The organism is Vibrio metschnikovii CIP 69.14 (genome assembly GCF_000176155.1).
Lineage (GTDB): Bacteria > Pseudomonadota > Gammaproteobacteria > Enterobacterales > Vibrionaceae > Vibrio > Vibrio metschnikovii.
This window is the reverse complement of record NZ_ACZO01000007.1, coordinates 363,540-381,868: the sequence shown is the minus strand read 5'-3', so window position 1 is coordinate 381,868 and position 18,329 is coordinate 363,540. Positions and strand designations below refer to the sequence as shown.

Genomic DNA, 18,329 nt, shown 5'->3' with positions numbered 1-18,329 from the left:
GCAATGTCTTGTGATTTTTATCAACAAATACGCCAACAGCTGGATGATGTTAAAACCGAAGGCCTCTATAAATCTGAACGCGTGATCACCTCACAGCAACAAGCGGCGGTTTCTATCTCAACCGGTCAAGAAGTGCTTAACTTTTGCGCCAATAATTATCTTGGTTTGGCTAATCATCCGGCTTTGATTGAAGCGGGCCAGCAAGGTATGGCGACCCATGGTTTCGGGATGGCTTCGGTACGTTTTATTTGTGGAACGCAAGATATCCATAAACAGCTTGAAGAGAAGCTATCAGCCTTTTTGGGTAAAGAAGACACGATTCTTTATACCTCGTGCTTTGATGCGAATACTGGGTTATTTGAAACGTTACTTGATAAAGAAGACGCCATCATCTCTGACGCGCTCAATCATGCTTCAATCATTGATGGCGTTCGTTTATGTAAAGCGATGCGTTTTCGTTATAGCAATAACAATATGCAAGAGTTGGAGCAGCAGCTGATTGCTGCCGACCAAGCCGGCGCACGCCATAAGCTGATTGTCACCGATGGTGTTTTCTCTATGGATGGCGTAGTGGCGAACTTGCCTGCGATTTGTGATTTAGCGGACAAGTATCATGCTTTGGTGATGGTGGATGACTCCCATGCGGTGGGCTTTATGGGCGAAAATGGCCGCGGGACTCATGAGTACCATAACGTTATCGACAGAATTGATATTATTACCGGAACGCTAGGCAAAGCGATGGGCGGCGCTTCTGGTGGCTATACTTCCGGTAAGAAAGAAGTGATTGATTGGCTACGCCAGCGTTCACGTCCTTATCTGTTCTCAAACTCGGTTGCACCAGCAATTGTCGCCGCCTCTCTGCGAGTTTTAGATCTATTAGCTGAGAGTGGTGAGTTGCGCGATAAATTGTGGAGCAACGCAGCACATTTTCGTACTCGTATGGAAGCGGCAGGTTTTACCATGGGCGGCGCTGATCATGCGATCATCCCGATTATGCTGGGTGATGCGAAAGTGGCCGCTGAGTTTGCTGAGCGTGCATTAGTGAAGGGCATTTACGTGGTTGGTTTTTCATTCCCGGTGGTACCAAAAGGTCAGGCGCGGATCCGCACGCAAATGTCAGCGGCTCATAGTCGCGAGCAGCTCGACAGAGCGATTGACGTCTTTATTCAAGTCGGCCAAGAGATGGGGCTTATCAAATGAAAATTAAAGCATTAGCAAAGCTAAAACCCGAGCAAGGCATCTGGATGACTGAAGTGGATATGCCAGAGCTGGGTCATAATGACTTACTGATTAAAATCAAAAAGACCGCGATTTGCGGTACCGATGTGCATATTTACAACTGGGATGAATGGTCGCAAAAAACCATCCCTGTGCCGATGGTGGTGGGTCATGAATACGTTGGTGAAGTAGTTGGTATTGGTCAAGAAGTTCGCGGTTTTGAGATAGGGGATCGCGTTTCCGGTGAAGGTCATATTACTTGTGGTCACTGCCGTAATTGCCGCGGCGGTCGTACTCACCTTTGCCGCAACACCATTGGCGTGGGGGTGAACCGCACCGGTTCATTCTCAGAGTATTTAGTGATCCCAGCGTTTAACGCGTTTAAGATCCCCGATGGTATTTCTGATGATCTCGCGTCTATCTTTGACCCGTTTGGTAATGCGGTTCACACCGCTTTATCGTTTGATTTAGTGGGCGAAGATGTGCTGATCACTGGAGCAGGTCCAATCGGGATTATGGCGGCGGCGGTGGCGAAACATGTTGGTGCGCGCCATGTGGTGATCACTGATGTTAACGAATACCGCCTAGATTTAGCGCGCAAAATGGGTGTAACGCGAGCGGTTAACGTGGCGGAGCAAAAGCTTGAAGATGTGATGAATGAACTGGGCATGACAGAAGGCTTTGATGTCGGCCTTGAAATGTCTGGAGTGCCAAGTGCGTTTAGCTCAATGCTGCAAACCATGAATCATGGCGGACGCGTGGCTCTGCTGGGCATTCCACCTTCATCGATGGCGATTGACTGGAATCAAGTGATTTTTAAAGGCTTAGTCATCAAAGGCATTTACGGTCGTGAAATGTTCGAAACTTGGTACAAGATGGCCAGCCTCATTCAATCTGGCTTAGATTTAACGCCAATCATCACCCACCACTTCAAGGTCGATGATTTCCAACAGGGTTTCGACGCTATGCGTAGCGGGGCTTCTGGCAAAGTGATTCTTGATTGGCAAGCGTAAATTTTCTTGGGTAATTTTATCCGTATCAACTAAAAAGGAGCTTATTGAGCTCCTTTTTTATGTCGTCATTGAGGCATATCTTTCTATCTATAGTTAGCAAGTACGGCCTCGATATGACCTTGCAGTCGAAATAGCGCCATTTGTCGATTAAATTCAGGGAGCAGGGTGTTAAAGGGTGAACTTTTGCCAATGCATAACGAAAATTCTACTTCAGCCAGTATGATTGGCAGCTCGACAATCAATCCTTGAAGACTTAGTTTAGCCATTAAATAGTCCGCAACGATTTTATCCGTCGCAATCACATCGCCTCTACCATGAGCCAACATAGTTAAGGCATTGGATAAGTTTGAGGTTAACAATCGGCGAAAGTTATCTTCAGGAAAATGCTGATTACCCCAGTTATTACCTTGATAATCGAGGATTAAAAAAGGACTTAGATCATCCGTTGTTTGGACATGCTCAATTTGAGTGAGATTGCTGTTGCTTGGGTTAACAAACAAGTTCATGGGGCCAACAATAACAGGTGCACTCGACACATTAGTGTATTCGCGCCGTGCTTGTGTGGCGACGGTGATAAAGGCGTCAGCTTCTCCCAGTTCAACCATTTTCTGCGCTCTTGCCCATGGATAGCCTTTATGAATAATGGGTAATCCCATCTTTTCTTGTAAAACCTGATCGGCGATATCAATAAAAATACCTGCCATGTTACCGTTTTCATCTCGAAAAGAGTAAGGCGGAAAAGAGTCATAATAAACAATCGTCATTGAAGGTTTGGTAAACGCGGATGTGCTCACCAAGGATAAAACCAGTAGAAACAGCACTCTTATCGACATAATTCACGTTCATTAATAATAGTCTTATTATTATAGTCAATTCTGAGTCACGCCGAGTGCTTTGTTATTCATCATTATCGTGAAGAGGGAAAATCAAACGTTAATAGTTTGAGAAAGAGCGGAAGCATAATGCAATCTGCGTTGCAAAATGAAATTGTTGCATATCGCCTGGTTGATTAAGGAGTAGTGGTTTGTGCTTGAGCTCTATGACTAATGTGCGTTAACCACTCTGTTTTGGTTAAAGCACATCAGCGATATGTGGCTGGTCTCGTGACAATGAATTCGTTAACAAGCGATCTGATTATCCAGCACTTCGAACTGACTTTTATCCCATTCGGTGAGATTATCGGTGACTTTGCCAATCAATGGCAGTAAACGTCCGGCGTCTCTTTCTTTAAAAGGGTGATTGGTGATCACCGCAAACCCTGCGATGCAGCATTTGCCCCCTTTGGCTTGAATGAATTGAGCAAGTGTTCGCACCGCTTCTTCGCTGTAAGATTCAATTTTATAGAGATGGCCCATAATGCTTTCCTCTAAACGTGGTATTCAGCATGATGACAAGTGAGTGCTGAGTTATTTTTATTAAGCATATTTGGTGCCAGTTTATATTGATTGAAGACGATTGATGTCAGGCATTTCTGTTCGTTAGCTAAGAAGATTCAACAATCGCGGTTTCATCAATGTCGTATTTGCGGATCTTACGCCATAAGGTTGTCCGGCCAACGCCCAATGCTTTAGCGGTTTGTTGCAAATGCCCCTGATGATGTTTTAACGCATGAATAATGGCATTTTTTTCCATTAATTCGAGGCTTTGAATGGGTTGCGCTTGGTCGGTGCGTTGGCGAATTCTATCGGGAAGATCGCAAAGGCGGATAACGTGATGAGCCGAACTGAGCAGTACTTTGTCCATCACACTCAATAGCTCACTGCGATTACCTGGCCAGCTATAATCCAAGAGCCTTTGCAAAGCGTCAGCGGCAAGCGTGTAGTTGGCTCGGTGGACAATATGCGAGATAAGGCTACGAGTATAATCGAGCGCTTCTCGCTGCGGAGGTATACACACCTCAATCCCTTGCATGGCGTAACACAATTGACGGCTAAACAACCCTGATTCGACTAACTTGTCTAAATCAGCACTGCTTGTGCTGATCACGCGCACATTAACGGGAATCACTTGCTGACTATGTAAACGAGTGAGAAACCCGGTTTTTAAAATCGCTAATAAGCTCGCTTGTAAGTTAGGCGGTAGATATTCGATATGTTCTAAAATCAGCGTGCCATTGTAAGCCAGTTCAAATTTCGATGGTTGGCTTTGCTGATCATCCCCAAGTAGTGCTTGGGCTAATTGCTCCGGTTGTAAAGCAGCACAATCAATAATCATCAGTGGTGCGAGACGTTGCTGGCTTTTATGATGAATGGCTAACGCGAGAGAGAGTTTACCGACGCCATCTTCGCCTTGCAGTAGTACCGGTACTGAGACTTTGGCTGCCTTTTCAATCCGCTGCTGACAAGGGTGGCCTTCCAGTAACCACAGGTTTTCGCCCGGCTGCCAATAGTCGCCGCCAATAAAGTGACGTTCATGAGGTTGGGTTAGTGGTTCGCTAGGATGAAACAGTGCCATCACTTCACCGCTACTTAGCGGCTTAAGAGAGAGGATCACTTTCAGCAATTGTTGCTGACAATCCACCATGACTTCGACTTTTTCTAGTTTGGTTCTCTCCGCTAAGGCTTGTTCAACCACGGGCGGAAAATGAAATAACGCCTCAATGTGTAGGCCAATATGACTTTCATCTAAGCCTAACCACTGCCGAGCACAGTGATTAATGTATTGCACGTATCCTGACGCTTGCCAAGTGACCACGCCTTGTTCTATTCCCTCTAGCAGTACATCACGCTGGGTCAGTAGCGTATTGGCTTGAGTCAGGCGCTGCTCTGAGCTGAGTAGCGTTTCAATTTCCCGGGCGGCACTTTCCATTAATGCATCGATCATGATGGTGTGTTGTTGGGTTTCCCCAATTAACGTCAAGCTTGCCAGTAACTCGCCCATGGGATCGAAAATAGGCACCGCCGAGAAAAACCAAGGATGCAGCGCTTTACTCAGATGTTCGGCTCCACTTGATAACTGCGCTTGATGAGTGACCAAACAGCGCTCGATAGCGTGATTACCGATCCGTTTATCTGTCCAATCTGCTCCGACGCATAAACCTAGGCTTGATAGCGCTTGGCTAATTGTTGCCGTACCTTGCAGGTGTAAGGTGATCCCTTGTGCGTTAGTGATACAAAATAACCAGGCGGGTGCGCGTAGTTTTTCGGTAATCGCATCTAAGACTCGCTGAGTAAAACAGAGTAGATTTTGTTGTGACTGCAGAGTCTCGTTAAGCGTTGAGCCTCTTAAGTTTTTGGGTGGTTGCCAAGCTTTCGCTTGGCAACATTGGCTGGCTTGCTGCCACTGTTGATAGAGTTCGGTTTGCTGGCCTTTAGTGGGTAACCAGCCAGTATCGACAAAAATTTTCCATTGTTTATAGGTATCGGCAACCATAAATACATCTACGGGTAGGGAGGCTGGGGATATCGTAACAAGAAGCTCACCAAAAAACGAATCCCCCAAGCAAGATGGGGGATAAATAGTACCGTTAGGCGGTGGTTAAGGCATGGGTGGTGAGTATCGCCGCATAGACTTGGTCTGCACTCACTGGGAATGGCATGTTATGGATGGTTTCCCCTTCCGCACAGGCCATTTCTGACACCGCCATGATTTGTGCTAAATCGATAGTGGTGACGCCCATTTCGTGTAAATTAGTCGGTAAGCCTACTTGACGGCAGAAAGCCAACACTTCGGCGAACTCTTCTTTAGGGGCATTCTCTAATACCAATTGAACTAGGGTACTGAACGCGACTTTTTCACCATGATAGAGGTGATGACACTCTTCCAGTACGGTTAAACCGTTATGGATCGCGTGTGCGGCCGCCAGCCCGCAGCTCTCAAAGCCGATACCACTTAAATAAGTATTGGCTTCAATGATGTTTTCCATCGCTGGAGTAACCAGACCTTGTTTACCCGCCATCATCGCGCTGTAGCCGTCTTCCATTAGCGTTTGATAACAGGTTTGAGCAATCGCAAAAGCGGCTTTGGTGGCGAGGCCCCCTGCCATGGTCGCCTTACCAGAGGCAATGGTTGCCCGCGCTTCAAAGTAAGTGGCGAGTGCATCACCCATTCCAGCAACCAATAAACGTACCGGAGCTTTAGCAACGATTTCGCTATCGACCAACACCATATTCGGATTTGCAGGGAAGAATAGATACTCGCTAAACTCGCCTTGTTCGGTGTAGATCACCGCCAGTGAGCTGGTTGGCGCATCAGTTGAGGCGATGGTAGGAATGATCACCACAGGCAAACCTAAGTAGTAAGCGACACTTTTCGCGGTATCAAGCGCCTTGCCACCACCGATGCCCATAATCACTTGAGCCTGATCCTCTTTGGCGACCTGAACTAAGCGCTCAATTTCATTACGGCTACATTGACCATGGAAAGGCGATAGAGTGAGATGCATGTCGAGGCCAGCAAACTGAGTCGCTAGGCTATCTTCAACCAGCGGTAGAACCATCGGGTCGGTGATCGCGAAAGCCCGTTGACCAAAGCCCGTAACATGACGAGCTACTTGATGAATAGCGCCTTTGCCTTGAATGTATTTGCTGGGTGAGATTAAGATTTTTTCCACGTTATTGATCCTTATTATTTGCATGAACCATTTTTATAGTGAGCCTGACGGTGAGAAGAGATGCCGTGCTCGGTTGGCTCTAGTAGTAAGTGGTTAGGCTTGGCTTGGCAATCAGTTTTGCCAATCTGATCGCCAATCAAATCCTTGTTTCACATTTCATTGCTTTTCGCCGCCTCTCGTTAAACAAGGAAAGACACAGTTCACAAATTTAACTCGATTGGTTCATCATGAAACGCTGGGGTAGCCCTGAGAGTTTCATAATGAAACCATTGGCTGATAAATTGCTTAATTTAGCGCTCGTGGTAGAGTTTTGGGCTAAAAATAGCCTGGAGCGATGTCTGTGTATAATGTGTTTGATGGCCACTTTTTGAGCTATTCTCCTTCCCCTGTTGCGGTGATTAGCGGTGGTGGTCAAGGCCACGAGCCTCTGCACAGTGAATTTGTTGGTCGAGGGATGCTGGCCGCTGCGTGTATCGGTGAGCATTTCACCGCGCCATCGGCACTGCAAATTACCGACCATGTGAACGCGCATTTTTCATCGTCAGTACCGATTTTGTTTTTAGTGAAAAATCACACCGGTGATGTGCTGAATTTTCAAATGGCTACCGAGTGGTTAACCGAGCAAGGTTATTGGGTCGATTTTTGTCTGGTTGATGATGATTGTGCCCCTTTGCCAGACCACTGCTCGATGGGGGGCAAAGGACTGGCGGGGATCGTCTTACTACAAAAACTGCTGGGTGCTTACAGTTTACAATTGGCCGGTTCGGGATTGTCTGGTCAACAACAACTCAGCGTTTTGGTGGAGCAGGCCCGGCAATGGACAGCACAATGTCATACCATCAGCGTAGGTTTTGTAGGGGCTCAAGCTCCCGAGCCAGATCAAGTGCTTGAACAGATCAAAGTCGGGGTAGGTCTGCACAATGAACAAGGGATTATGCAGTTAACCTCAGGGACATTTTCCGAGGTGTTGCAACATTTGCAGCAGCAGCTAGCGAATGCGCCACAGCGCGATCGATTACAAATCCAGTGGTCGAGTGCAGCCCATGACTGGCAGCAGCAATTTATCACGATGCCTTTGGTGGCACATCCGCGGTATTTATTATTACTTAATGGCTTGAGTGGGCAAAATCAGCAGCAGTTGGGCCACCTTTGTCGATTGGTCAGTCAGCAATTAGCCCAGTGTGAGATGACTATCGTTGACTCGATTGCGCAAGCGGTATGCCGTGGCGCGCACCCTAATGCTTTTTCTGTGACTTTATTCGCCCTTGATGATCGGGCTTTATCTTGCTGGCAAGCTCCAGTGGACACTGCCTATTGGCAATGGGGGAAATAAACCATGCTCAGCCAAGCGATGGTCTATCACTGGTTACAGTTGCTCAGCCAAAATTTACTCCAACACAGTGAATACCTTAATCAGTTGGATGCCGAAATTGGCGATGCCGATCATGGTGTGAATATTCAACGTGGCTGTACGTTACTGGTCAGTAAGCTGCCGAGTTTAGCAGACATGAGTATTGCTCATTTATTACAAAATTTAGGGTTTGTGTTTCTTTCCGGCGTTGGAGGTGCCAGCGGGCCTTTGTACTACACCTTATTTCAGCGCGCGGCGCACAGCGTTGAAGGTAAAACGGCGCTCAGTGTTGATGATCTCTATCGAGCGTTATTGAACGGCCAGCAAGGGGTAAAAACGCGCGGCTATGTACAGTACCAAGATAAAACCTTATATGACATTTGGTATGTCGCGACACAAACCTTACAGCGCTGTGTGGTTAATCAACAGACGATGGCGCAAAGCTTAATTGAATTGGAGGATGCTTGCCAACAAGCGGCCCGTGATTCGATTGCCCTGCCAGCTAAGCGCGGTAGAGCGGCCTACTTAGGCGAGCAAAGCTGTGGGTATTTGGATCCTGGGATTGAATCAAGCCGAGTGATGATCGCCAGTTTACATCAAGCGTTTGAGCATCTCTCTGCCGCGTAGTTCTGTTTCTTCCCCCTTCTTCTCTTGATCTTGTCTGTTCATAAAGCAGCACCAGTATCGGCTGCTTTACCTTTCTATTCACGCTCCCCACAGTAACGCAGCATTTGGTAAGATTTTTTCGTTACCATGAAAGTGGCAAAGCCCAGTCTTTCTAGTGATTCATCAACGTTTAGGGTCAATCATCTGGCTCTTTTCACGGCATATTGTCTAAGCTCACAATCTAATTTGAGGGACGGTTAACGGTGTTTCATTATGAACCAATCGTGGGATTAATGACGTTTCATTCTGCAACGTGAGATTTTTTTTGCTGATCCCTGTTCTCATACGCACAATCAAGGCTGTTGATTTACTTTCAATCCAAGGAATAACGTGATGACTCAATTTTTTATTAATAATAAAGAGCAATTAGTAAATGAAGCGATTGAAGGGGCCGTGTTAACCAGCCCTTGGCAAAACCTAGAGCAACTGGATATCGACCCACACATTCGCATCGTGGTTCGCCGTGATTGGGATAAAAGCAAAGTAGCGATTATTTCTGGCGGTGGCTCGGGCCATGAGCCCGCTCACGTTGGCTTTGTGGGTAAGAATATGCTGACCGCCGCGGTGTGCGGTGATGTGTTTGCTTCGCCCAGTGTTGATGCGGTGTTCAATGCCATTGTTCAAGTGACCGGTGAAGCGGGCTGTTTGTTGATTGTCAAAAACTACACCGGCGACCGATTAAACTTTGGTTTAGCGGCAGAAAAAGCTAAGCGTCTCGGTTATCAAGTTGAAATGGTGATGGTCAGTGATGACATTGCCTTGCCCGATAATAAGCAGCCTCGTGGTGTGGCTGGTACCTTATTTGTGCATAAAATTGCCGGCTATGCGGCGGAACAAGGTCAATCACTGTCTGCAGTCGCTGAAGCGGCGCAAGTGGCGATTCAACGCACCGCCAGTATTGGCGTGGCCTTATCCAGTTGCCATTTACCGGGTGAAACGCACAGCGAACGAGTCGCTCCGGGTCATGCTGAGCTAGGGTTAGGCATTCACGGTGAGCCCGGAGTTTCGGTCTTAGCAACCCAAAATAGCCGCGATATTCTGGCGATGATGATTGAAAAGCTGCTGAGCGCTTATCCGTTAACGGGTGATGATAAAGTCGCGGTGCTACTCAATAACTTGGGTGGCGTATCCAATCTTGAAATGAGCTTGTTAACGCGCGATCTGTGTCATTCTTCTCTTGCGCCCTCAATCCAGTATTTAGTGGGTCCAGCGCCCTTGATGACGGCGTTGGACATGAAAGGCTTCTCTATCTCATTACTGCATTTAGATGCGCAGCTGGAAGCGGCATTATTGGCTCCAACCGAGGTCAGCAGTTGGCCAACGCCTTTAGCGGTCAATGATGTGGCGCGTCGCGCAGTCGAAAAGCAAGCCGATCAACTGCACTATCAAGCCTCCGAGCATGCTGAGCATCAAATGATCGTTAACTGTATTTGCCAGACCTTGATTAATCATGAAAGTGAGCTTAATCGTCTCGATAGTTTAGTTGGCGATGGCGATACTGGCTCAACCTTTGCTGCTGGTGCACGACAAATCTATCGTGAGAGCCAAGCTAATCAATTGCCATTCGCGCAAGTTGATAAGTTATTAGGCGTAGTGGGTGAGCGTCTTGCCACCGTGATGGGCGGCTCAAGTGGGGTGTTACTGTCGATTTTCTTTACCGCTGCGGGTCAGCAGATGAGTGAAGGGAAACCACTGGCGAGTGCATTAGTGGCGGGATTAAATAAAATGAAACAGTACGGCGGCGCTGAGTTGGGTGACAGAACCATGATTGATGCGCTGCAGCCAGCATTGGAAGCGTTAGTCGCTGGGCAAAGCCTAACCGAAGCAGCAAGCGCCGCTGAGCAAGGCTGTGCTTCCACCGCATTAATGAACAAAGCCAATGCTGGGCGCTCGTCTTATTTAGCCAGTGACAGTTTAAGTGGTGTTAAAGACCCCGGTGCGGTAGCGGTCGAAAGCGTCTTTGCAGCGCTGACCAAGCTGAATCGCTAAGCTTTAGCGATTAACGATTTTTTATCTTAGCCACCGGTTTTCCGGTGGTTTTTTATTATCGAAGCAACTCAATATTCCTCGCATCGTTGTGTTGCGCCTATTATTGACAACGATAACGATTATTATCCTTATGGATTAACATCGTGATTTGTGCGGCTAACCGAGTCTGGTTATAACCCATGGTTCGTTAACCAAGTAGTGAACATCATGGGATTAGAGAAGTTGCTGGACGCGATAGCGGAGCAAGGTTGGTATGTGTGGGATGATTTTTTGACTCCCGATCAAGTCAGCCGTTTACGATCTTGCGCCCCTGAAAGTTGGCAGCAAGCACGTATCGGCCGGCAAGATGAAGCCCAGCGAATTAGCCAGATCCGCAGTGATAAGATTCAATGGCTGAGAGAATCGATGGGTCAGCCAATACAAGATTATTTGGAGCGGATGGAGCAAATTCGCCAGCAAGTGAATCAAGACTTCTTTTTAGGATTATTTGAATACGAAGCGCATTTTGCGAAATACGAAGCCGGTGATTTGTATAAAAAACATCTCGATGCGTTTCGCGGTAATGAAAATCGTAAGCTAACGACAGTGTTTTACATGAATCCCAATTGGCGCGCCGCCGATGGCGGAGAACTAAAACTTTATGATTTGAACGATCAGCTGATTGAGACGATTGCGCCTATCTCAGGTCGCTTAGTCGTCTTCTTATCGGAAAAATTCCCTCATGAAGTGCTGCCGACCCAAGCGGAGCGGATCAGCATTGCGGGTTGGTTTCGAACCAACGGGGTGACGGAAAACCGTTTGGATATTGCTCGTTAATCCACTCGTCATTTACCTGTCTGCTGCCTCAAGTGATTTTTGGATAATGATTGTAAAAAAGTGGAAGCTTACGCCTCCACTTTTTACGTTATTTAAAATTATCAGGAAGATCTGCGATATAAACCGCAGGAACGCCTTGGAAATCACTGGTAAAAAGCACTCCGGTATCATTAGGAGTAAATGATGGGTGTGGATGAGTGATCTGACGGTCACCGTCTAAGACCTCCCAAGATGTACTGTGTTTCGCTAACTTGGCATACGTTTTCTCTTTGGTATTGAGAATATACAAGAAAGGGTCGTTTTCAATATCATAGCTCTGGGCATCTGCAACATCGACGGGCGCATCACAGCCATCACCAACCATTAATGATCCATCAAAATTACTCATTAGATGTGAACAGGGGGGCATGACCATGATTGCTTCATTTTCTAATGTTTCTGGATTTGCTTTATAGATAACGCGCTCAGTTTGACCTTTAAAATAAGAGACATAAGCCATTGCGCTACCATCCGGGATCCAAAACTCATGTGTACATGACTCTCCCGGATCTTGTGCTTTAATTTTACGTACATGACGACCATCTTCGTTGACTAGCCACATGCGTGCATCGACTAAATCGTGCGGACCTTCATGACAAAAACCGATGGTTGAATCATCAAACGGACGGTAAATAGGGTGGCCTAACCAAGCGTTATCTTGATGAACTACCTCTAACTCTCCACTTTGAATATCCACTTTGATCAAACGGCACGTTGGCTTGGTGTGATAAAACTCAGCAAATTTTTCCCAAGAGGTTAATGGTTGCCAATCACGTTTAAGAATCTCAATGCCCACTAACTTTGTGCACTCTGAATTTGCGACCCAAGTTCCATAACCTTTCCACTCATCATCCACGGTGTAAATGATCTGCTCTTCTAGGCTGTCGAGATCAACTTTAATTAAATTAAGCTCATTTTTTACATAGAAAAAGGCGCGGTCATCGTGAGAGATAAAACCACCAAAAGTATTATCGCCTTTTCCTTCTGTAAGCTGAGTTGCTTGTTGAGTGGTAAGATCGACTAAATAATAATTACGGTTACCATCAAAATCTCCGGCAAACAATAAGTTATTACCATCTTGGGTAAAGCATTTTTGATAAAAGTAGTTGCGGTGACAAATCACATCAATAGGAGTAAGACGGGTGACTTTGACTTGTGTATCGCTATCGATAAACGTATCAAATTTAAGTTGGACTATATCGCCTTTGGCCATAAAAAATCTCCGATAAAGGTGCTGCCAAACCAGTTGGCAGCAAAAATGAATCGATACTCTTTCAACGTGAAGCGGTCGTGGGAACCCCAATCACATGCTTGTTTTCAATTTGGGGGTATCGATGAATAACGAATATCGATTAACGAGACGTCGATATCACTGGTTTAGTGAGGCTGCTTTCCAGCCCAGCACTGCGCTTGAGGGCGTAACCGACAATCCCAATAGCAACCGCGCAGCCTAAAAACAGCAAGCGCCCCCATAATGGATTAGGGATCAGCACCATTAGCGTTAGACCAGCAGCCATGTAGATGACTAATGTCCCTAGTTTATTACGTTGCAAACGGTCAACAATGTCTTGCCCCTCTTCAGCAATACACTCGGTGTTGACGTCTTCAAAGAAGCGTGTTGTTTGCTCTTTATAGGGGTCATTGGCTTCTTTGTAGAACAGTGTGGTTAGGCAGAAAAAACCTGCTGTTAAGAATAAATGGGCAGCGATGGTGATCATGGTGCGCATCTCACCAATTTCACGGCGAGTGAGTTCTTCCATATTGAACCATTGCCCCACGGTTTGTGGTGTAAATACATTAACCACTAACCACGAGACGAACATACCAAAGACAACGGTTGCCCAAGGTGCCCATTTAGGCGTCTTGCGGATGATAATGCCCAAAAACAACGGAACTAGGATTGGAGATTGCAATAGCGTCGCGACTTGCATCATCAAATCAAACAAGCTGAGATGTTTCAGTGAGTTGAAAAATTGCGCCATAAAAATGACCAAAATACCATTCACTAAACAGGCAACTTGCCCAGCACGGAGTTGCTCTTTATCGGTGGCTTTCCCTTTGCGTAAAATAGGTGCGTAGAAACTGCGGACAAAAATACCAGAGTTGCGGTTTAATGCTGAATCCATTGACGACATGGTCGCTGCGAAAAGGCCTGCCATCAGTAGGCCAACCGTGCCTAACGGCATAGTTTCACGAGCAAAAACAAGGTATACCGCGTCACTGGCTTTTGCACCAAGTGCTGAGTATTCCGATGCCGCATCTGGATAAAGGATGGCTGAAGCCCAAGGAGGAATAAACCAAATTACAGCACCAATCACCATCATGCCTAATGCTAACAATGCTGCTTTGCTGGCATTTTTCGAGTCTTTCGCATTTAAAAATCGGTAAGACTCTTGCATGTTATTGATGCTTTGTAATTGTTTGACAACAAAGAAGATAAAGGTACAAACCAGTAACAATGGGTAGTTCATGTCTGGCCCCATCACGAAGCCACCGGGGAAATTATTAATAATTTCGCCAGGCCCACCCACCGCATAGAGTGCCACTAACGCACAGGCAACGGAAATGACGGCAACTACTAATGTTTGAATGAAATCTGAAGCGACCACTCCCCATGCACCACTTAATAGTGATATGGCGAGTACGGCTAAGCCAGTAATCCAAATAGTCGTGACGATATCGGCATTAAATACGGCAGAAGCAAATACGCCCAAACCGTTGAGCCATACCCCAGCGTTGATCACGCTTAACGGAATAATTACCCAAGTGAAAAATTGTTCGTTAACTTCTCCGAAGCGGCGTTTTACTCCTTCGGTTGGTGTATCGACTCGCATCTGACGGAAACGGCGAGCAAAAAAGAAATAAGCAAACACATAAGCGACCATATTGCCGATAAATACAGCAAGTACAGCAAAGCCATCAGTAAACGCTTTGCCGGCTGCACCGGTAAATGTCCAAGCTGAAAACTGAGTCATAAAGGCGGTTGCTCCTACCATCCACCAGAGCATCTTACCGCCGCCACGAAAGTAATCACTGGTACTGTTACTGGCCATCTTTTTGAAGATTAAGCTAATCGCTATCATTAGGGCAAAATAGCCCGCAATGACAAGATAATTGTATTCCATGTATAAACCTCGAAACGGTGTTTTGATTTATATTTAGTATAAACAAATAACATGAAACGATATGTGATAAAAATCGAAACAACGGTTCATTTTTTTATTTTTTTGCCAGTTGGTGATCTATATCATAAATTAATCCACTTGACTGATGATGGCAGGTTCGATGTGTTTTGAGAGTAAGAAAGAGTGTGTGAGTATAAAATCGCTTTTCAGCATAAAGGAAAAGACGATTTATATTCATAATATAAGGAAGAAAATAAGAAATTTGTGACCCCACCCAATGCATCAAAATGCATTAGGTGGGTTTAATTATCCAGCTTTGCTGTTCACGGAGCTAGCTTACATGATACATAAAATCGGATTAAGGGTAACGCTTCGGGCATTTCAAATGGTAATAAGATTACACAATACATTAACGGTCTCTATGGGAATAGAAAACGTGTAACCAACGTTGGGTAACCATACGGTATAAAAACAGTAAGCCTCGAATCCACCAATCGGCAAACATGCCAAGCCAAATGCCATAGATACCCATTTGCCAATGGATCCCGAATAGATAGCCTAAAACAATTCGCCCCCCCCACATACTAAGAATGGCTACCCACATACTGTATTTTACATCTTTGCCACCTTTAAACGCTGAAGGTAAAACAAAAGAGGCCGCCCAAATCGGCATCATCAAGGCGTTGAGGAAAATAAGGTTGACGACTACATTAATCACGGCTTGGTCATCCGTGTATAAATGGGCAATCGCACTAGCAAAGGGGAGGCAGACTAACGCCAGCACGATTAACGCTATACTGGCAAGCCAAAACAGCAACTGCATTTCTATTTGTGCGGTCTGACTACGGTTTTGGCCGAGTCGTTGCCCAATTAAGATAGTAGCAGCGGTCGCAAGAGCATTACCGGGAATATTAATGAAGAGTAGCGCCGAGAAAGTGATCACATTACCGGCCATCGCGACTGTGCCCATTCCTGCAACCATAACTTGAGTAATGAGTTTACCAATATTAAACATTAATGATTCGATGCTGGCAGGAATGCCAATCGCAAGGATTTCTCGGGTGATCAAAAGGCTAAATGGCTGTATAAAAGTGTTGATAGGCATACGTAATGAAGGGTTACGCGCCAGAGAAAATACAATCATTATTGCCCCTAACCACCTTGAAATCGTCAAACCTAAGGCCGCCCCTTGCATATTTAAACCAGGCCATGCTAGTGCATCAACGCCATAAATAAGCGGGTAACTGAACGAAATATTAACCAAATTCATAACAATATTAATTGTCGCAGGAGAGCGAGAGTTACCCACTGCACGTAAAATGCCGCTGGCAGCAAGAGTGATCGCCAAAGCGGGGTAGCTCAATAGTACAATGAGTAAAAAGCGTTCGGCTAAGACAATAACCGCCGGCTCAGCACCATATGCGACGATCGTCAGTAAAGGGTGAGCAAACATACTCATGATGAGTGAAGTCATAATGCTTATAGCCAAAGCTAAATGCATGGTGTGACTTGCTCCACGTAGAGACTTAGTACGATCCCGACGGGAAAAAGCTTGTGCGATCATTACCGATCCACCTAAAGCGACGGCAGTTAAAAGAGAAAGCACAATGAATGTGATGCTCTCTGTAATACCGACTGCAGCGGTAGCGTCTTTACTGATGCGACTGACTAAAATAGTACTGACAATCCCCATGAATACCACACCAATCAATTCAATAAGGATGGGTAAAGTAAAGGGAAGAATACGTCGGATTATTAAGACCTTGTGACGGTAACGAACCCTAGCTAAGACATTTACTTTACGCCATTTTGCTAGGGTTTTAGATGGTTTTTTGGTCAAAGTGGTGCCTTATTGCGCTGATACTACGTTGTAAATTACCTCATAGTCATAGACGGTTTTGAGTTCATCACCGTATAGCCATTCACCATGTAAGTAGCCTCCTTTGGAAATGGCGAGAGGAATCTGGTTATACTGCCCGGCATAAGCCGCTTCCAGCGCTAATAGAGCATACGGAATAGGATCATCAATACGTGCATAACGGTGCGCTGCGCTGGGTAGGAAAAATCCATGATGGTAGTGTTGCTCGATTAAGTTATGAGCAATCACGTCGGCTAATTTGAGTAAGCGTCGATCTTGGTTGAGTTGGTATAATTCAATTAAGGCTAATAATAAATAGGCTGAGCAAAGAGAGCTATGCTCAGAGATCGATTCTATCTGTAAGGTATCAGGGTCAAGTGCACCTAATGAAAATCGATGAAACATACGACACAGTAACTGACGTAATGTTGGGTCGGGGTGGATAGCATAAGCTCTCACTAACGGTAATAAGTAAGCTGGGTCTGCCGCTTGTCGAGTGAGTTGGGTTCCTTTATCACCATAATAACCATCACGAACAAACCGGTAGTTGGTCATATCTTGGCCATTATTCCACATCGGAACGATTTCATTGTTTACTTCATCCCACGCATAATCGAAATAAGCAATGATGCCTTCAATGGCCCATGTCGCCATTTCATCATCGTCAAGGAGCTTGGCGCATTCAAGGATAGCTAGTGGGTTATCGACCACCACAGGCCAGCTATCACGAAACAGAACATTAGCCTCTTTGGCAATCTCTCCAAATTCTGGCCCAAACTGGCGTTTCGCTCGGTCTCCAAACCATGAATAGGTTAAACGATCATCCTCGGGGATTGGTTGGCGTTGTAAAGGTGATGAAAATTGATAGACCGGCATCCGTGTTTGTGGATGACGCGCGAGTACAAACTGATGATAGAGGTGTTTTGCCCACCGTTTTGCTTCGTGATCACCCGTATATTTGAAGTAGTGGCTTGCGGCGTAGATAAGGTCGGTAGAGGCATTAACAAAGGTTAATCCTATTGTTTCTGGTAAATTTGGCCAGCAGGATGGGTCCACTACGGGGTTGGGTATATGTAAAGAAAATAACGCATCAGGAAAAGACTGCTGATATTGGCCGTGGCGGCTTAAATCAAGGCGCTGCCAGTCGGTGACATGCGCCGCCCAAAATCCGGTCAAGAAACGTTCGGTGGCCTGAGGATTAACTTCATGAAGTAAGTCATAGAAAGGAAAATGATGCTTGAGTTCATGCACGCACTCTTTACTCGCGGGCCCCTCTATGGTGCCGTCTTCAAGATGAATAAAGCGATGCCCGCCCCAATGAAGTAACCCACTGATCGGGTCAACATAGTGGGTTAAAAAATATTGACTTAATTCGGTCGCTTGACGTTGATAAGCAGGGTTTTGGGTTAAGGTAGATAAGGCGACTAAACCGCGTAAGAAATTTTGTTGGCTGGCAAAGTTACTCATTGGTACGCGACTCCCATCAGGGTAAAGCCAGCAGACAGGGAGCAAAGATTGGCTATCTAAGCCATCGGCCAGCAGAGGTGAGCGTGTGGAACGCGCATGTTGTAAAATACGTTGGTAATAATCGAGCAGTAATGGAAAGAAACTTGTGCGCAAAGCTTTCATCATACACCTCCAAAAATATTGATAAATCTAAATAAACTTGCCATTTTCCCAAAGGAAATTACCCTCCAGAAGA

General features: G+C 45.9%; 14 protein-coding genes. 6 read left to right on the top strand and 8 right to left on the bottom strand.

All coding sequences use genetic code 11. The annotated features are described in order from the left end of the window. Positions 1–3: 3 nt before the first annotated feature. Together VIB_RS13465 and tdh are read left to right on the top strand one after the other, a co-directional pair. Positions 4–1,200 (top strand): glycine C-acetyltransferase, encoded by a 1,197-nt coding sequence (locus VIB_RS13465; RefSeq protein ID WP_004396758.1) that lies wholly within the window; start codon positions 4–6, stop codon positions 1,198–1,200. After that, entirely contained in the window at positions 1,197–2,231 is a 1,035-nt protein-coding gene (tdh, locus tag VIB_RS13460) for an L-threonine 3-dehydrogenase (protein WP_004396757.1), read from the top strand. Before VIB_RS13465 ends, tdh begins: the two co-directional genes overlap by 4 nt. Positions 2,232–2,314: 83 nt before the next feature. Here tdh and VIB_RS13455 read toward each other — a convergent pair whose 3' ends face one another. From VIB_RS13455 to VIB_RS13440, 4 genes are all read right to left on the bottom strand, one after another. Continuing rightward, on the bottom strand, positions 2,315–3,064 hold the full coding sequence (locus VIB_RS13455) for a substrate-binding periplasmic protein (protein WP_004396756.1): 750 nt from the start codon (positions 3,062–3,064) through the stop codon (positions 2,315–2,317). A gap of 285 nt (positions 3,065–3,349) precedes the next feature. After that, positions 3,350–3,586 (bottom strand): hypothetical protein, encoded by a 237-nt coding sequence (locus tag VIB_RS13450; RefSeq protein WP_004396755.1) that lies wholly within the window; start codon positions 3,584–3,586, stop codon positions 3,350–3,352. A 127-nt stretch (positions 3,587–3,713) separates the two neighbouring features. Beyond that, positions 3,714–5,603: a sigma 54-interacting transcriptional regulator gene (locus VIB_RS13445; protein WP_004396754.1), complete on the bottom strand. Its 1,890-nt coding sequence runs from the start codon at positions 5,601–5,603 to the stop codon at positions 3,714–3,716. A gap of 94 nt (positions 5,604–5,697) precedes the next feature. Further along, a complete protein-coding gene (locus VIB_RS13440) occupies positions 5,698–6,783 on the bottom strand; it encodes a glycerol dehydrogenase (RefSeq protein ID WP_004396753.1) in 1,086 nt (361 codons plus the stop codon). A 334-nt stretch (positions 6,784–7,117) separates the two neighbouring features. On the opposite strand from VIB_RS13440, the gene VIB_RS13435 reads away from it, so the two are divergent. The 4 genes from VIB_RS13435 to VIB_RS13420 all read left to right on the top strand — a co-directional run bounded on the left by VIB_RS13435 (position 7,118) and on the right by VIB_RS13420 (position 11,605). Next, a complete protein-coding gene (locus VIB_RS13435; RefSeq protein WP_004396751.1) occupies positions 7,118–8,116 on the top strand; it encodes a dihydroxyacetone kinase subunit DhaK in 999 nt (332 codons plus the stop codon). 3 nt (positions 8,117–8,119) lie between these two features. Beyond that, positions 8,120–8,761: a dihydroxyacetone kinase subunit DhaL gene (gene dhaL / locus VIB_RS13430; RefSeq protein ID WP_004396750.1), complete on the top strand. Its 642-nt coding sequence runs from the start codon at positions 8,120–8,122 to the stop codon at positions 8,759–8,761. Between the two features lie 372 nt (positions 8,762–9,133). Beyond that, complete coding sequence (locus tag VIB_RS13425; protein ID WP_004396749.1) at positions 9,134–10,789, top strand: dihydroxyacetone kinase subunit DhaK; 1,656 nt, start codon at positions 9,134–9,136, stop codon at positions 10,787–10,789. 207 nt (positions 10,790–10,996) lie between these two features. Beyond that, the gene (locus VIB_RS13420) at positions 10,997–11,605 is read left to right on the top strand and encodes a 2OG-Fe(II) oxygenase (protein WP_004396748.1); all 609 of its coding nucleotides are present in this window, start codon (positions 10,997–10,999) and stop codon (positions 11,603–11,605) included. Between the two features lie 88 nt (positions 11,606–11,693). Here VIB_RS13420 and VIB_RS13415 read toward each other — a convergent pair whose 3' ends face one another. The 4 genes from VIB_RS13415 to VIB_RS13400 all read right to left on the bottom strand — a co-directional run bounded on the left by VIB_RS13415 (position 11,694) and on the right by VIB_RS13400 (position 18,259). Then, positions 11,694–12,857 carry an oligogalacturonate lyase family protein gene (locus VIB_RS13415; protein WP_004396747.1) on the bottom strand — a complete coding sequence of 388 codons (1,164 nt, stop codon included), beginning with the start codon at positions 12,855–12,857 and terminating at the stop codon, positions 11,694–11,696. Positions 12,858–12,996: 139 nt separating this feature from the next. Then, positions 12,997–14,769 carry a sodium:solute symporter family protein gene (locus VIB_RS13410; protein WP_004396746.1) on the bottom strand — a complete coding sequence of 591 codons (1,773 nt, stop codon included), beginning with the start codon at positions 14,767–14,769 and terminating at the stop codon, positions 12,997–12,999. A 409-nt stretch (positions 14,770–15,178) separates the two neighbouring features. After that, positions 15,179–16,609, bottom strand: coding sequence for an EmmdR/YeeO family multidrug/toxin efflux MATE transporter (locus VIB_RS13405; RefSeq protein ID WP_004396745.1), 1,431 nt, complete (start codon positions 16,607–16,609; stop codon positions 15,179–15,181). Positions 16,610–16,618: 9 nt separating this feature from the next. Continuing rightward, entirely contained in the window at positions 16,619–18,259 is a 1,641-nt protein-coding gene (locus tag VIB_RS13400; RefSeq protein ID WP_244262439.1) for a pectate lyase, read from the bottom strand. Between the last annotated feature and the right edge of the window lie 70 nt (positions 18,260–18,329).

Bases quoted from the DNA above. Each gene is read 5' to 3' on its own strand.
- tdh (WP_004396757.1), top strand. From the start codon at position 1,197: ATGAAAATTAAAGCATTAGCAAAGCTAAAACCCGAGCAAGGCATCTGG.
- VIB_RS13425 (WP_004396749.1), top strand. From the start codon at position 9,134: ATGACTCAATTTTTTATTAATAATAAAGAGCAATTAGTAAATGAAGCG.
- VIB_RS13410 (WP_004396746.1), bottom strand. From the start codon at position 14,769: ATGGAATACAATTATCTTGTCATTGCGGGCTATTTTGCCCTAATGATA.
- VIB_RS13455 (WP_004396756.1), bottom strand. From the start codon at position 3,064: ATGTCGATAAGAGTGCTGTTTCTACTGGTTTTATCCTTGGTGAGCACA.
- VIB_RS13415 (WP_004396747.1), bottom strand. From the start codon at position 12,857: ATGGCCAAAGGCGATATAGTCCAACTTAAATTTGATACGTTTATCGAT.
- dhaL (WP_004396750.1), top strand. From the start codon at position 8,120: ATGCTCAGCCAAGCGATGGTCTATCACTGGTTACAGTTGCTCAGCCAA.
- VIB_RS13400 (WP_244262439.1), bottom strand. From the start codon at position 18,259: ATGATGAAAGCTTTGCGCACAAGTTTCTTTCCATTACTGCTCGATTAT.
- VIB_RS13450 (WP_004396755.1), bottom strand. From the start codon at position 3,586: ATGGGCCATCTCTATAAAATTGAATCTTACAGCGAAGAAGCGGTGCGA.
- VIB_RS13435 (WP_004396751.1), top strand. From the start codon at position 7,118: ATGTCTGTGTATAATGTGTTTGATGGCCACTTTTTGAGCTATTCTCCT.
- VIB_RS13445 (WP_004396754.1), bottom strand. From the start codon at position 5,603: ATGGTTGCCGATACCTATAAACAATGGAAAATTTTTGTCGATACTGGC.
- VIB_RS13465 (WP_004396758.1), top strand. From the start codon at position 4: ATGTCTTGTGATTTTTATCAACAAATACGCCAACAGCTGGATGATGTT.
- VIB_RS13420 (WP_004396748.1), top strand. From the start codon at position 10,997: ATGGGATTAGAGAAGTTGCTGGACGCGATAGCGGAGCAAGGTTGGTAT.